The organism is Pseudenhygromyxa sp. WMMC2535 (assembly GCF_011083025.2).
Map to the genome: position 1 here is coordinate 5,600,722 of NZ_JABJWV010000001.1, position 15,020 is coordinate 5,615,741.

Here is a 15,020-nt window from a genome sequence, read left to right on the forward strand (position 1 = left end):
GCCCGGTGTGGACGAGCTGACCATCACGCGACCGGACGACTGGCACCTGCACCTGCGCGACGCAGACGCGCTCGAGGCGGTGATCGCCGACACCGCCGCTCGCTTCGGCCGGGCGATCGTCATGCCCAACCTCAAGCCGCCGGTGACCAGCGTCGCGGACGCGCTCGCCTATCGTGAGCGGATCTTGGCGGCCCTCGCCGCGCGCGTGGGCGAGGGGCCCGGGGCGGACTTTCAGCCCTTGATGACGCTCTACCTCACCGGCCAGACCTCCACGGCGGACATCGAGGCGGTCGCGGCGTCCTCGGGCAAGGTGGTCGCGGTCAAGCTCTACCCCGCCGGCGCGACGACCAACTCGGAGGCCGGCGTGACGGCCCTCGATCCCCTCGACGAGGTGTTCACGGCCATGGCTCGCTGCGGTGTCCCGCTGCTCGTGCACGGCGAGAGCACCGATCCGAGCGTCGACGTCTTCGACCGCGAGTCGAGCTTCATCGCCGGGTCGCTCGATCGCCTGCGTGAGCGCCACGCCGCGCTCAAGATCGTGCTCGAGCACATCACCACCGCCGAGGCCGTGGCCTGGGTCCGCGAGGCCGGGCCGAACACGGCCGCGACGATCACGGCGCACCACCTGCTCCACAACCGCAACGCGATCTTTCAAGGTGGGCTGCGCTCGGACTTCTACTGCCTGCCGGTGCTCAAGCGCGAGCGCCATCGCCAGGCCCTCGTGAGCGCGGCGACCTCTGGGGATCCGCGCTTTTTCCTGGGCACGGACAGCGCCCCCCACCCGCGCTCGGCCAAGCACAGCGCCTGCGGCTGCGCGGGCATCTACACGGCACACGCTGCCATCGAGCTCTACGCGGAGGTCTTCGAGGAGGCCGGCGCGCTCGACCGGCTCGAGGGCTTCGCCAGCCACCACGGGCCCGACTTCTACGGGCTGCCACGCAACGCCGGCACGCTGACCTTGACCCGCTCGGCGTGGACGGTGGCCGAGGCGCTGCCCTTTGGAGGCGAGGTGCTCACTCCCCTGCGGGCGGGTGAGCAGGTGCGCTGGAAAATCTCCGTGTCGTGACCGTATAATCACGGGCATGACGCGCGCGCTCCATTGGCCGCTCTCGCTCGCACTGCTCCTCGGGCTCGCAGCATGTGGTGGCGACGAGATCGAGGGCGACGACGAAGTCGGAGACGAAGACGAGCTGTTCTCCAGCCATCCGGCCGCGAGCCCCGCGCAGATCGATCTGATCTTGGTGATCGATGACTCGCCCTCGATGCGCGAGCATCAGAGCACGCTGGCCGCCAACATGCGGGCGATCGGCGAGCTCCTCGACACGCCGGAGTGGTTGGCCCTCGACGTCAGGGTGGCGGTCACGACCACGAGCGTGCCCGGGCCGACCTGCAGCGGCGACTTTGCCCAGGGCGGCGAGCTGCTCACGGACAGCTGCTCGAGCTTGCCCGAGCAGGCCTTCGTCGGGCCCAGCGAGTTCGACCCGGGCAGCTCGGACCTGAGCGAGGTGTGCACGCAGGCCTGCGCGCTCCCGGAGGTCTCTCGGCGGCCCTCGCCGGCGGAGGCCCTCGACGCCAACTTGGCGACGCGGCCGTGGTTCGAGTCGAAGAGCAACAGCTACGGCGGCAACCTCGAGGAGGGGACCACGCTGGCCGATGCGCTGCCCTGCGTCGGTCTGCGCGGCTTTGGGGGCTGCGAGTTCGAGAGCCCGCTGGCCGCGCTCGAGCGGCTGCTCGAGCGGGTGAACAGCCCGGGGGACATCGCCGAGGGCTTCTTGCGCGAGCAGGCCAGCTTGGCGGTGATCTTCATCGGCGACGAGGACGACTGCTCCCACCCCGAGGGCTCGGCGACGATCTTCGATCCGCTGGGGGAGCGGGTGTTTTGGTCCGACCCCGACGCGGACGCGCCGACGAGCGCGCTATGCCACGCGGCGAGCACGAGCTGCGACGCGCAGGGCTGCGAGCTCGTCGATCGCGGCCTCGACGGGGCGATCACCACCAACCCCGACGAGGCGGCCCTGAGCGCGATGGCGGGCTTCTCCTCGACGCTGGCGACCCTGATGGCGCAGCGCCCGGTCTACGTCGGGGTGCTCGGGGGCTTTGGCAGCGACGGCGTGCTGCGCTGGCCGGAGCTGGACACGCCAGCGGCCGAGGACTGGACCGCGACCTTCGGCTGGCCGTGGGCCTGCGAGAGCGGGTCGCGGCGTGCTCAGCCCCAGGCGAGGATGGCCGCCCTCGCCGAGCTCGAGGCCCTCGACGAGCACAGCAACTTCGACTTCGGGGGCTTCTCGCTGTGCGACGAAGACTGGAGCGTGGCCTTGGGCTTGAATCTCGTGGGCCCGACGCAGCTGAGCCCGTGGTGTGGGCCGGCGGAGCCAGTCGGCGAGTGCGAGCTCGTCGCGCGCCTCGCCGACGACAGCCTCGTGGCCATCGAGCCGTGCCTGCGCGACGAGCAAGGCTGGGTGGTCGACCCCGAGACCTCGAGCTACGCGCTGCCCGAGGGGGTCGACTTTTGCTTTGTCAGCCTCGACGACGCGAGCGGAGCGACCGAGGTGAGCAGCGACGACATGGACATCGAGTGTGTCGATGCTGGGGCCGCGATCCAGTTCGAGATCAGCGGCCGCGTGGACTCGCTACCGTGGCCGCCGGGGACGGTCTACGAGGCCACCTGCGAGCGGGGCTAGCCGGTGGCAAACATCCTAGCCGACCGGCTCCGGGAGGCAGACGCCGCCCTCGGACTGCGCCTGGGTGCGGAAGGTGTTGAGCTGCTCCCAGTGCGGCGGCTCGTGCTGGGGGATGGTCCCGTCTTCGCGCACGTTGGTGACGTGGTAGGCGTGCTGGTTCCAGATCCGCCGCGCGGGCACCCAGCGATCTTCGACGTCGCGGATGACCTGGACGGTGGGTGATCCGTCTGGATCGAGGTCGCTCTCGGACACGACGACGAGCTCGGCGGAGCCGTCGTTGTCGACGTCGGCGACCACGGGGTACTCGGTGGTCGTGCGGCTGAGCCGAGGGACCTCGAGCAGGACCTGGCCGAGGTCGTCGAAGATGAACAGCGAGCTCTCGTCGCCGTAGATGGCCTCGGCGCTGCCGTCGCCGAGGAAGTCGAAGGCCGTCCCGCCCGCGGAGCCGGTGAGATCGGCGACCTCGGCCTGCCATACGAGGCTGAAGTCGCCCTCGATGACGTTGTAGTGATCGGCCGAGCTGACCGCGAGCTCGGCGAAGCCGTCACCGTCGAAGTCGTGGATCGCCGCGGGGCGCCGCCAGTTGTTGGACACGGGCAGATCCCCGCCGGGGGTCTGGTGGACGAAGGTCTGGCTGCCGTCGTGCTCGAGCAGGCTCAGGCCGGCCTGACCCGAGAGCAGGACCTCGGGCAGGCCGTCGCCGTCGAGGTCGCCGACCTGGGCGTGGCTGGCCTCGATGTCTTCGTGCTGATAGTAGACCGAGCCGTCGTGGTGGAAGGCGCTGCGCCCGACCACGAGCTCGAGATCGCCGTCAGCGTCGAGGTCGGCGGCGACGCTGGCGTGGTAGTAGTTCAGCGGCTCGTCCGACTTTCGGAAGATCACCTCGCCCTCGTGGGAGAGCAGGGCGTTGCCCAGGTAGATCTCGACGTCGCCGTCGTTGTCGAAGTCGGCTAGGCCAAACGATGTGCGGTAGCTGCTCAGCCACGCGATCGCGACCTGGGATTGGACGAGGCCGTCGTGGCTGATGATCACGAGCTCGTTGCTGGCCGTCCCGGCGACGATCTCGGGCAGGCCGTCGTCGTCGACGTCGCCGATCGCCGGGGTCTGCGAGAAGGTCAGGCCGAGGTCGAGATCCCAGTGGACCTCGCCGGTGGCGCCGTCGAGGACCCAGAGCCGCTCCGGGTTGTTGGACACGCCCTCATGGGTCATGACGACGATATCGGGGATGTCGCAGAGGTCGACGGCCCCGTCTTCGTTGTCGTCGGTCAAGTTGGCGACCAGAGGCGTGGTGATGGCGTTGACGTGGAGGTCCTCGCCGGTCCAGGCCCACTGCAGGTCGGGCTCGAAGCTGCCGGCGACGGCGGACTGCTCGCACTCCGGGACGGCGTCGAGCTCACCTTCGGGGACCTCGCAGCTCGGGGGCATGCCGCCGCCCATGTCGGTGATTTCGAAGTCGAATTTCACTCCTCCGTCGTCACCGCTGTCGTCGTCACCGCTGTCGTCGTCACCGCTGTCCTCGTCCGTGGTTTCGCCGCTGGAGCTCTCCTCGCCGACCTCGGACTCGCTGTCACCAACGGACTCGCTGGTCTGCGCGGCCTCGTCGTCGGGTGCCTCGGTCGAGGCGTCGTCGCTTCCTCCGGGCTCGTCGTCGGAGCCCTCACTGCTCGGGTCCGCGCACGCAAGGTTGAGCACACTCGCACAAAGACCCAGGAGTAAGCGTGGCGCGGATGAGGTCGTCATGGTCCGCGAGTGTAGTCGCCCCTGCGTCGCTGAGGACGGGTAGAGCAAAGAAATGCGAGGGGGCGCTTTGCACGTGTTGGTGGTTTGCGCTTCGCGAGCATTCGCGTTAGTCGTGGATATCCCATTGGGATTGGACGCGGGCAGTTGCGCCCGTGTCGGTTTGGACCATGACGATGCCCGAGCAACCGATGACGCCACCGACGACGCCACCGCCGAGCCCGCCCTCGTCAAACGCGAGCCCCCCGACCAGTCCTCCGCCGGAGCCACGGACCTGGTCGCGGGCGGTACGGCCACGGCGCTCGCGGGCGATGCCGCGACCGCCCCGGATCAGGCGCTAGCGCCTGTCTGGGCCGCCGAGCCGTCGTGCTCGAGCGTTTGCAGAGCGTCCCCGCCCGCCGCGGAGGGGACGCTGAGCTCGTTTCGAATGGGCGTGGACTGCGAGCACGCCCGATGTCCACGGGCGGCGAGCCGCTTTAGGGCAGGGGGATCTCCAGGGGAGAGAAGCCGTCGATCTCGCCGAAGCCGGTCTGAATCGAGGTCATCCCACCCAGGGGAGGGGCGTTGACGTTGGGGTCACAAGGCGAGGTCTGGGGTGGGTTGATTACCGCCCCGCAGTTTCCGTCGTCGCAGCCTTCGACCTGGCGGACCACGGCCGCCGACAGGGCCGCGCTGGTCCCAAAGCCGTCGCCGAAGTCCTCGGGCAGGTCGTAGTCGCTGAGGAAGTCGAAGTCCCCGCTCGAGTCGACGACCAGGCGGAAGCTGACCTCGTAGGTGGCGCCCTGATCGAGGACCCACTCCTTGCTGTCTTCGTCGTACCAGCGCGAGTCACAGATCGAGTCGCTGGGCTCGTAGATCGTGTAGGTGACGTAGTAGACCTCGGCGTCGAGCTGCTCGCCCTCGTGGGCGACACCGGTCACGCGGATCATCGGCGGACGGATCGGCCGGGCCGTCTTGGAGAAGGGCCGGGTCTGGTCCTCGACGGTGTCGTTGGGGAACACGATGGTCCGCGTGCGGGTGAGCTGATTGAGGGGCAGGCGCATGAAGGCCGCGTGGACACCGGGGGCGGTGATCGGGGCGCCGTTTGGCACGTCGAAGCCCGAGTCCGGGTTGTCGCGGTGATCGTCGACCATGAGGTAGATGCTGCTGTGGAAGTCGTTGCCAGCCACGCCGCCGTCGATGACGTCGTCGTTGGGGCTGCCGCTGACCAGGGCGATCAAGAACTGATCGCGGTCGCCCGCGGGCAGGATCTCGCCGGGGTCGTCGATGTCGTCGATGCGGTTGTTGGCGACGATCGCCGGCGAGAAGGTGAACACGTCGCCCTTGTTGCCGTTGGGGGTGATCGGGCCGACGGCGCAGCTGTAGTCGCCGGTGCCCTGGCAGGCCGGCAGGCGCAGTGCAGGCTCGGCGGTGGCGTAGCCCTGGCCGTCCTTGACCCAGGTGCCGCCGCTGTCGGCGACGTGGGGGAAGGCGCTGGGGTCATCGGACTGGGCGGCGAGGTCCCAGCGGTAGAGCCGACCGGAGGGATCGGCGAAGTAGGCCTCCTGCATCTCGCCCCAGTAGCGAGACAGGCAGTGCGAGCCCACGGCCACGTCGCCGACGGCGGCGAGGGCCTCGTTTGGGTCGTAGCTGGTGTCGTGCTGGGGCGGGGCCATGTAGGTCTTGTCGGTCACGGTCTCGCCGGTGAGCGCGTCGACCATCCACAGCACGTGGCCGCGGTGCTCGTCGCCCTCACCCACGGCGTAGCCCGAGCCGAACACCAGGTAGGCGCGCGGCTCGATCGCCATCAGGTTGTTGTAGGTGGCGTAGGTCAGCGCCGGCCGCGACCAGGTCTGGCCCAAGCTGGCGTCGTACTCCGCGGCGTTGTTGGCGGTCTGCGTCGTCCACAGGACCTCGAGCGGGTCGTCGTCCTGGAGCTTGCCCATGTGCGAGACGTCGACGGCCATCAGCTCCTCGCCGCCGGGGCCGAAGCCGAAGATCGCCAGGTGACGCCAGCGCTCGGCCTCGTGGTCGAAGACCCAGCCGGCGTTGACCGTGGCCGCGACGCCGAACACGTGCTCGTCGCCGGCTGCGCCGACCAGGACGTCGAGGCCGCGGGGGAGCTCGGAGACGCCTGCTCCCCCGACGAAGAAGATCCCTGCGCCCTCGGTCTGGTCTGCGCGCCCCAGGGCGACGAGAGCGGCGAGGCCTACGTCTGCGCGGGCGCCATCGAGCTGCGCGGGATGGTCGTCGACGCCCTCGATCAAAGCCCGATCGCGGGGGCGCGGATCCTCGCCCTCGACGACACCAGCGCGCCGATCAGCGACGTGGCGATCTCCGACGCCGACGGTCACTACAGCCTGCCGATCTCCGTGGTCCGCGACACCGACGGGAACCCGCTGACCACGGTCACGCTGACCATGCAGGCGAGCGCGGCCGACTACCAGCTCTACCCCAGCGGCCTGCAGCCGGCCTTCCCGGTCAGCACGGCCGACGCCGAGGCGGTCGAGGACGACCCCGAGGACAGCGAGGATGACTACCTGAAGGTGATCGAGAACGCCTCGACGACGATCGGGATGATCCCCCTCGATGACGCCGCCGGGAGCTTTCAGATCTCGGGGACCGTGACCGGGGACCTGGGGGCGGGCACCCTCGTCGTCGCCGAGGGATCGACGAACTACGCGATCGCGGATCGCAGCGGGAGCTTCACGCTCTTCAACGTCGCCAGCGGCGACTACGAGCTGCGCGGCTACCGGGGCGGGGTGCAGATCTCCCCGGCGGCGGTCGCCGTCATCGACGCGGACGTCGAGGGGGTCGTGCTCGATCCTGTGGACGGGTCCGAGTTGGGCTCGGTCAGCGGCAGCGTCAACATCGTCAACGCCCCGGGCGGGAGCGCCACCTCCGTGGTCCTGATCCCCACGGCGCTCTTCGACGAGGTCTTCGAGTTTGGTCCGGTGCCCTTTGGTCTGCGCGCCCCGGACCCCGGTGAGGCGCCCAGCGTGACCTCGGCGTGGACGATCGCGGGGGTCCCCGAGGGGGACTACACGGTGATCGCCTCGCTCGAGAACGATCTGCTCGTCCGCGACCCCGACACCAGCATCGCCGGCACGCAGATCCTCGAGCTCAGCGTGGGCGCGGGGGAGGACGTGGAGCTCCAGGACAGCTTCAAGGTCACCGAGGCGCTGGCCGTGGTCAGCCCCGGGCGCGATGAGCCCGAGGAGGTCTCGGGGACGCCGACCTTCGTGTTCGCGGACGACAGCAGCGAGGACGGCTATGTCGTCGTCGTCCACGACGCGCTGGGCACGGAGATCTGGTTTGACGACACGATCGACGGGGTCAGCGGCAGCTCGGAGGTCGAGGTCGAGTACACCGGCCCCGCGTTGACGCGGGGGATGTACTACCGCTTCCAGGCGACCTCGATGAAGGACGGGGTCCCGCTGTCGCGCACCGAGGACCTGCGCGGGGTCTTTGTCTACGCGGGCGAGTGAGCCGGGTTGGGCTCACGCGCTGGGCTCGAAGAGCTCCGTGGCCCGCTCGGCCACGAGGGCTCGCCGGGCCCAGCGTTGGAGCGTGGTCTCCGATGGGCAGCTGTCGAGGCGCTCGCGCTCGTGCGGGCCGAGGGCGACCCCACGGGCGTCGAGGATCTCGACGATCATGTCGATGAAGGCGCCCCGGCGGCCGCGGGAGAGGCCCTCCTCGCGGCCCTCCTCGAAGCCCAGGTGATAGGTCCCGCTCGCGCGTTCGATCCGAAGTAGGCCGTTGTGGTCGTCCATGCTGGTCTCCTGTAACTCGAGCTCGGCGCGCAGCGCCTTGGGTGCCGCGGCCATCAGAATTGAAATGTAGCGCGCTCGATCCTCCCTGGGGAGTGGCGCCAGGGCGGCCAGGGCGTCCTCGATGGCCGATATGTCGGACGCGGTCGCGTGCAGGACTGCACTCAGCACGATCGCCGCGGGTCGCCGCAGCGAGCCGTCGAGCGCGGCGGGCAGCGGGACGCTCTCACGATCGAGGAGGAGCGCGTCGACCTGGGGCGGCGGCCCTCTTCGCCAGGCACGGATATCGGCGGACATGCGCGGGCACAGCGAGATCACGACGACCCAAGTGGGGAGCGCGTGATCGTTGGCCAGGGCGGCCTGATAAAAGGGGATGCGCCAGCGTTTGACGCGGTCCTGGTGGCCCTGGGCCTCGACCGTGATGACCACGCCGCTGGCCGGATCGCGGGGGTCTTCGACCACGAGCACGAGGTCCGGGAAGCCCTGGCGAGGCGGGCGATCGTCGCCGGGTTCGTACTCGACCTCTGCCCGGCGATCGAGCGGCCAGCCCTCGACCGGGTGGGGGAGGCCGAGGAGATCGAAGGGGAGCCAGGGGTCGTCGCGGACGAGACGAAGGAGCCCTTGATGAAGTGTTCCTGCCACATCTGCCTTGTCGGCCCGCGATGATCTGCCGTGCATTTTTTTCTGCACCTGCTCGCACCCTGTCCATGTCAGGGCTGCCAGTGGCCAGACTCCGGGCCACTGGCCCCCGTGCGTGCGCTCAGCGACCGAAGATCACCGACTCGCGGCGGAACATCATCGCCGTGGCCGCCAGGCACGCGCTAGCGACCACGATGGCCGAGAGCGTGGGCAGCACGAAGTGGAGGAGGTCGACGCTCTCGCCGCCGAAGAGCTTCTCGACGACGATCTGCTGCCCGACCCCGGGGATCGCCAGCAGCCCCGGGGAGTCGCCGAGGCCGGCCATCATGCCGATCATGGCCGGGGCCATGGGCACGAAGATCAGCAGCGAGATATAGGTCTGGGCCTCCTTGAAGGATCGGGCGAAGCTCGCTGCGAGCACCTGGATGGCCGCGGCCATCAGCGCCATGGGCACGGCGGCGGCCAGGACCCCGAGGACCACGAGCGGCCCGCTGGCCATGTGCAGGCCGAGGTCGCGCACGGCGGTGTACTCGAGCACGTAGAGGCAGCACAGCAAGGTCAGCGCCACGCAGGCCACGGAGAAGACCACGGCGGCCAGCCACTTGCCCGCGACGATCGCCGAGCGCGGGACGGGATTGAGGAGCAGGGGCTCGAGGGAGCCGCGCTCGCGCTCGCCGGCGGTCGCGTCGACGGCGACCTGCATGCCGCCGATGAAGGTCGCGAGGAGCACGAACATGGGCACGAAGATGAACACGCTGGTCGCCAGCTGTTGCTCGCTGGCGACCTCGACCTCGCTGACGAGCACCGGTGAGACCACGGCGGGATCGACCCCACGGGCGATCAGCCGGGTGGTGGCCAGGCCGTGGCCGTAGCGCTCGATCAGCTGCTTGGTCCGGCCGACGGCGGGGCGGCTGTCGTTGCGCGAGCCGTCGACGATCAGCTCGAGGGGGATGGGGGAGCCCTCGGCGAGGTGCTCGCCAAAGTCCGCGGGGATCACCAGCACCAAGGGCAGCTCGCCCTCGCGCACGGCCTGGCGGGCCGCGGCGAGCTCACTGGGGGCCTCGCTGGTCTCGACGCCGTGGCTGGTCAGCCACGAGACCAGCTCCTCGCCGTGCTCGGCGCCGACGACGGGGATCGCCACGTCGGCGGCCTCGCGCTGCTTGTCGGCGATGAAGCCGAAGAGCAGGCCCGAGAGCAGCGGGCCGATGAGCGGGTAGAGCAGGGCCGAGAAGAGCGCGCGGCGGTCACGGACCGCGTCGAGCAGCTCTTTGCCGAGGACGATCCACATGGCCAGAAACCAGGGCATGGACGGGCGGGTCGGGGGTGTTGGCGGCGTGCTCATGGCGTGGCCCCCTCGCGGAGGGCGCCCTCGCTGAAGGCCACGAAGGCGTCCTCGAGGTCGGACTCGCCGCTGAGCTCGCGCAGCTCGTCTGGGGTGCCGCGGGCGACGATGCGCCCGCTGGCGACGATCACGATCACGTCGCAGAGCGCCGAGACCTCTTGCATGACGTGGCTCGAGAAGAGCACGCACTTGCCCTCGTCGCGGAGCTCGCGGATCAGCTGGCGCATGGCTCGGGTGCTCATGACGTCGAGGCCGTTGGTGGGCTCGTCGAGGAGCACGTTGTTGGGCCCGTGGACGAGGGCGCGGGCCAGGGCGACCTTCATGCGCTCGCCCTGGGAGAAGCCGGCCGTGCGCCGGTCGGCGATGCCCTGCATGTCGAGGCGCTCGATCAGCGCGGCCGTGCGCGCGTCGAGGGCCTCGCCGCGCAGGCCCTGGAGCCGGCCGAAGTAGCGCACGTGCTCGCGGGCGGTCAGCCGCGGGTAGAGGCCGTGAGCGTCGGGGAGCACGCCCACGCGGGCCTGGGCGGCCATGGGATCGCCGACGACCTCGATGCCGTCGACGCGCACGCTGCCGGCGTCGGGGCGCATGAGCCCGTAGAGCAGGCGCAAGGTCGTGGACTTGCCGGCGCCGTTGGGCCCGAGCAGGCCGGTGATGCGGCCGTCCTCGGCGGTCAGCGAGACGCCGTCGACGGCGACGAGCTCGCCAAAATACTTGTAGAGATCGACGGCTTCGATCATGGCTGAGCTCCCTGGGCGAGGGGGCTGCGCGGTCCCGCGGCGCTCAAGAAAAAGGGCGGCTTGGTCATGGTGTCGAGGCAGGCGCCCGAGCTGGCCTCGGGGTCGGCGCTGGCGAAGAACTCGGCCATCAGCGCGGGCGCGCAGCCCCGGGACCAGACTCCGTGGTGAGCGCTCTCGACGACCAGGTGGCGCGCGTGGCCGAGGTGGGCGAGGGTGGCCTCGGCCATGCTCGGCGGGGTCACGGGGTCGTAGCGCCCGGACAGGAGCAGCGTGGGGACGTCGCTGACCACGGGCTCGCGGAAGTCGGGGGCGACCGCGTCGAGGTCTGCGTGGGGCCAGCGGGCGCACACGGCCTCGAGCTGCTCGAGGCTGGTCGCGTCGGTGAACAGGCGCTGGCCCGCGAGGGCCCCGGCGCGGCGCTCGGGGGTGAGCTGGGCAAGGTCCTCGGCGCAGCTCACCGAGAAGTACAGGCCCGAGCTCATCGACTGGGACACCTGCTCCATGCGCACGAGCATCGCGGCCATCGGTCCAAAGTCGCCGGCGTGGGCGCGGTCGATGATCCAGGGGATCAGCGCCGAGGCCTCGCCGCTGTAGAGGGCCAGGCGCAGGGCCGCGAGCAGGGCCGCGGGCGAGACGTCGACGCGCTCGACCGCGCCGGTGCGTGGGTGGGTGACCTCGCGCAGCTCGCGAGCCTCGCCGAGGCGCGCGAGGACCTCGAGGAGCTTGCGCTCGAGGCCTGGAAAGGCGCGCGCGCAGGCGGGCTGGGCCTCGCAGTCGGCCAGCACCGCGCGCAGGGACTGCTCGGCGTTCTTGGGCATCGCGAGGCTGAAGTTGATGTCGGGCGGGGCGACCCCGTCGAGCACGGACGCGCGCACGTGGTCCGGGTGGGCGCGCATGTAGACCAGGGCCAGGCGGGTGCCGTAGGAGATGCCCAGCAAGTTGATCTCGCGGTAGCCGAGGGCCGCGCGGACCTCGTCGAGATCCTCGGCGTGGGTGGGCGTGGTGTACTGGCTGAGGTCGACCTCGCCGAGGGTCCGGGCGTAGTCGGCGAGGCAGTCGTCGATGCGCTCGAGGGCGATGTCGTTGCCGAGGAGCTCGTGGAGGTCGCCGTAGTCCTCGAACGCGCAGACCAGGGGCTGGGAGGAGCCGGTGCCGCGGAGGTCGACGAACACCAGATCACGCGCGCGACGGATCTCGGCGAGGGCCGGGGCGAGCTGTCCGGCGAAGGACGCCGCGCCCTGGCCGGGTCCGCCCGCGAGCAGGAAGACTGGATCGGGGGCCGGGTCGCGCCCGGTTGCAGGGGCGACCACGACGCGAAGATCGATGCGTCGCCCCGTGGGTTCGCTGCGATCTTCGGGGACCGAGACCACGCCACAGTGGGCGTCCGCGAGCACGGCGCCGCAGGGCTCGAGGGTGACGCTGGCTTTGTCGCGACCTTCGGGCGGCGCCTCGCCAGCGCAGCCGCTGACGAGGACGGACGAGAGCGCGCCCGCGAGTACAGCGACGCGCGATGATCCTCGAAGCAGCCCGCGAGATGGCCCACCAGCGCGACGGTGTGAGGCGGTCCGAAGGCCGCGAAGTGAGCGCTGCGCTCGCATCGGCCCGGGAACGTAACACGGAGAGAGCGACCGGCTGACACCATGGCCGCTTGCTGACATAATCGCTTCGACCCGTGTCTTGGCTCTTCAGTTTCTTGCTTGTCTGCTACGCCAGCTTGCGTCTGACGCTCTGGGTCCGGGGGCAGCTGCGCTGGCTGTCTCGGCGCCAGACCTTGCCGGAGCCGCCCGTGGACGTCTCGCCGCCGGCTCACCTCTCGTCGGGGCTGTCGCGGGTGTTCAGGGCCAGCCGGGAGCTGCGTGTGCAGCTCGTGCACGCGCGGCGAGACCTGGCCGCGGTAGCGATCAAGGACCCGGACGCGCCCCTCGGCCAGGTCCGGGACCAACGCTACCGCCGGGCGCTGATGGAGAGCTGGACACACCTGCGCGCGTGGTTGCGCGAGCTCGAGGCGCTCGAGCGGGGGGATCGCCTCGAGCTCGAGGCGCGCTCGCTCGACGAGGCGGGGATCCGTGCGCTGACCGAGTCGCTGCGCGACAAGTGGCGGGCGGTCTCCCGGGCCCGGGCGCTCGAGCCCTTCGCCATCGCCGAGCTCGCCGAGGTCGAGCGCGCGCTCGAGCGGATCGACGAGGAGCTGGTGGCGATCGAGCAAGGGCTGACCCAGCTCGGGGAGAGCCCCTATCGAGATCGCTACGCCGCGGTCACGGAGCCGACGCTCGCTCGCGTTTGAGAGCGACAACGACCACGGGGCCGCCAAGATTTGCCTGGCGGTGCGAATTCAAACCGGGCTCCTAGAGCGTCTCGGCGCAGGCGCCGAAGTCCTCGCAGGTCTGGGCCGCGGCGCAGGTCGAGAAGCCTGCGGCGTCCTGGCCGGCGTCGATGTCCTTGCCGCACTGCACGGCGCACTCGACGTGGGCGCTGGTCATCGCGCGCTCGAGCTCGGCGATGTCCTCGGGGGAGAGCGCCTCGCCCTCGGCGTCCTGCTCGGCGCCGCAGACGATCGCGCGGGTGCAAAAGGCGTCGCACGCCGGGTGGACGCCGGGCAGCGGCCCGCCGCTGTCGTCGCCGTAGTCGGTGCTCGCCCAGCTGTCGAGGCAGGTGAGCAGCCCGCCGCAGGAGCCGTGGTCGATGCAGCCGATGAGCTCGGCGCGGGCGAGGCTGTCCTCCGGGGTCCCCTGGCACTCGAGCAGGCAGTGCTCCTCGAGCTCGCTGCGCCGGGCCTCGTCGGTGATGCAGGGCTCGCTGGACGCGGCGGAGTCGACGCCCGGCGCGGCCTCGCTGGCGCCGGCGCTGGCGCTGGCGCCATCGCGGGCCTTGGCGCCGCGAGAGGAGCGGCGGGAAGAGGAGCCCTCGGCGGCGCCGCCCGGCCCGGTCTTGGCCTCGGTGCGGGCTTCGGCCTCGGCCTCCGCTTCGCAGACGGTATTGATCGCGCACGCGCTGGCCTGGCTGCACAGGTTCTCGCAGCTGCGATCGCCGACCGGGGCGACGCTGGCCAGCCACGGCCGCGCGGCCTCGCTGCTGACACAGCCCCAGTAGGCGCCGCAGGCGTCGAGGCCGAGGCAGTCGCGCACGGCCGCGGCGGCCTCGACGTCGGCGAAGCGCTCGCAGGCCGGGGCACAGGTCTGGACGAGGCGAGTGGCGATCGTCGTGGGCTGCTCGTCGCTGGCGGAGGCGAGCTCGGGGACGCAGCGGGTCAGGCGGTCGCAGCCCGACTGGCACAGGCCAAGGAGGTCGAGCTCGGGCCCACGATCGACCTCCGCAGGCGCGGCGTCGGGCTGCTCGCTGACCGGCGCCGGCTTGGGGCAGGCGCTGGCCAGGGCCATGACGGCCACGGCGAGGATCGATGGGGCGAGGAGCGATGGGGCGAGGGGAGCCCGGCTCGGTGCGCGGAGCATCGCCGCCAGTGTAACGGATAGACTCGCGGCGATGACCGCCCCCAGCCCCGCGCCGCTTTGGATCTTTGGCTACGGCTCGCTGATCTGGCGTCCAGCCTTCGCGTACGCCGAGCGCCGCCCCGCGTGGGTGCACGGCTTCGACCGCCGCTTTTGGCAGGGATCCCCCGACCACCGAGGGGTCCCGGGGCGGCCCGGGCGCGTGGTGACGCTGCTGCCGGCGCCCGAGCAGGCGCGCTGCTGGGGCGCGATCTATCGCGTCGCGCCCGGCCACGAGGCGCAGGTGCTGGCGACCCTCGATCATCGCGAGCGCGGCGGCTACGAGCGCTACGAGGTCGAGGCGATCGTCGCCGCGGACGGCGAGCGGGTGCCCTCGGTCCTGGTCTACGTGGCGACGCCCGCCAACCCGCATTGGCTCGGAGAGGCGGCCCTCGAGGACATCGCGAGGCAGGTCGCGCGCAGCGTGGGACCGAGCGGCCCCAACGCCGAGTATGTCTTGCGCCTCGCCGAGTCGCTCGTCGAGATGGGCGCGCGGGACGACCACGTCGAGGCGCTCGCGGCCCTGGTCGCGCGCGAGTGTCAGGCGAGGGGCTGATCGGCGCGGAGCGAGCCCGCGCGGGCCGGGGTGTCTCGCCCCCGGCCATTGGGACAATCACGCGGGCGACGTGTCCGTAGTTGCGATGACAAAT

12 protein-coding genes are annotated in these 15,020 nt (G+C 70.9%); 5 read left to right on the top strand and 7 right to left on the bottom strand.

From position 1 onward, the window contains the following. Window positions 1-7 precede the first annotated feature (7 nt). Together pyrC and G6O69_RS22075 are read left to right on the top strand one after the other, a co-directional pair. The gene (gene pyrC / locus G6O69_RS22070; protein ID WP_172305485.1) at window positions 8-1,066 is read left to right on the top strand and encodes a dihydroorotase; all 1,059 of its coding nucleotides are present in this window, start codon (window positions 8-10) and stop codon (window positions 1,064-1,066) included. 16 nt (window positions 1,067-1,082) lie between these two features. Continuing rightward, window positions 1,083-2,681 (top strand): hypothetical protein, encoded by a 1,599-nt coding sequence (locus tag G6O69_RS22075; protein ID WP_172305486.1) that lies wholly within the window; start codon window positions 1,083-1,085, stop codon window positions 2,679-2,681. 15 nt (window positions 2,682-2,696) lie between these two features. On the opposite strand, the gene G6O69_RS22080 is transcribed toward G6O69_RS22075, so the two are convergent. Together G6O69_RS22080 and G6O69_RS22085 are read right to left on the bottom strand one after the other, a co-directional pair. Further along, entirely contained in the window at window positions 2,697-4,421 is a 1,725-nt protein-coding gene (locus tag G6O69_RS22080; RefSeq protein ID WP_176397019.1) for a VCBS repeat-containing protein, read from the bottom strand. Between the two features lie 473 nt (window positions 4,422-4,894). Further along, on the bottom strand, window positions 4,895-6,472 hold the full coding sequence (locus G6O69_RS22085) for a hypothetical protein (RefSeq protein ID WP_172305488.1): 1,578 nt from the start codon (window positions 6,470-6,472) through the stop codon (window positions 4,895-4,897). On the opposite strand from G6O69_RS22085, the gene G6O69_RS22090 reads away from it, so the two are divergent. Beyond that, the gene (locus G6O69_RS22090; RefSeq protein ID WP_176397020.1) at window positions 6,404-7,885 is read left to right on the top strand and encodes a carboxypeptidase-like regulatory domain-containing protein; all 1,482 of its coding nucleotides are present in this window, start codon (window positions 6,404-6,406) and stop codon (window positions 7,883-7,885) included. The two genes, G6O69_RS22085 and G6O69_RS22090, sit on opposite strands and share 69 nt — an antisense overlap. Window positions 7,886-7,897: 12 nt before the next feature. Here G6O69_RS22090 and G6O69_RS22095 read toward each other — a convergent pair whose 3' ends face one another. The 4 genes from G6O69_RS22095 to G6O69_RS22110 all read right to left on the bottom strand — a co-directional run bounded on the left by G6O69_RS22095 (window position 7,898) and on the right by G6O69_RS22110 (window position 12,483). Beyond that, complete coding sequence (locus tag G6O69_RS22095) at window positions 7,898-8,809, bottom strand: hypothetical protein (protein ID WP_172305490.1); 912 nt, start codon at window positions 8,807-8,809, stop codon at window positions 7,898-7,900. Between the two features lie 118 nt (window positions 8,810-8,927). Then, a complete protein-coding gene (locus G6O69_RS22100) occupies window positions 8,928-10,148 on the bottom strand; it encodes an ABC transporter permease (protein ID WP_172305491.1) in 1,221 nt (406 codons plus the stop codon). Then, window positions 10,145-10,885 carry an ATP-binding cassette domain-containing protein gene (locus G6O69_RS22105; RefSeq protein ID WP_172305492.1) on the bottom strand — a complete coding sequence of 247 codons (741 nt, stop codon included), beginning with the start codon at window positions 10,883-10,885 and terminating at the stop codon, window positions 10,145-10,147. Before G6O69_RS22105 ends, G6O69_RS22100 begins: the two co-directional genes overlap by 4 nt. Further along, entirely contained in the window at window positions 10,882-12,483 is a 1,602-nt protein-coding gene (locus G6O69_RS22110) for an alpha/beta fold hydrolase (RefSeq protein WP_176397021.1), read from the bottom strand. The genes G6O69_RS22105 and G6O69_RS22110 overlap by 4 nt, the downstream gene beginning before the upstream one ends. Before the next feature lie 74 nt (window positions 12,484-12,557). Here G6O69_RS22110 and G6O69_RS22115 point away from each other — a divergent pair, with 74 nt between their 5' ends. After that, window positions 12,558-13,169 (top strand): hypothetical protein, encoded by a 612-nt coding sequence (locus tag G6O69_RS22115; RefSeq protein ID WP_172305494.1) that lies wholly within the window; start codon window positions 12,558-12,560, stop codon window positions 13,167-13,169. A 61-nt stretch (window positions 13,170-13,230) separates the two neighbouring features. On the opposite strand, the gene G6O69_RS22120 is transcribed toward G6O69_RS22115, so the two are convergent. Further along, a complete protein-coding gene (locus G6O69_RS22120; RefSeq protein WP_172305495.1) occupies window positions 13,231-14,334 on the bottom strand; it encodes a hypothetical protein in 1,104 nt (367 codons plus the stop codon). A 31-nt stretch (window positions 14,335-14,365) separates the two neighbouring features. Between G6O69_RS22120 and G6O69_RS22125 the strand changes: the two genes are divergently transcribed. After that, window positions 14,366-14,926 (top strand): gamma-glutamylcyclotransferase, encoded by a 561-nt coding sequence (locus G6O69_RS22125; protein WP_172305496.1) that lies wholly within the window; start codon window positions 14,366-14,368, stop codon window positions 14,924-14,926. The last annotated feature ends 94 nt before the right edge of the window (window positions 14,927-15,020 follow it).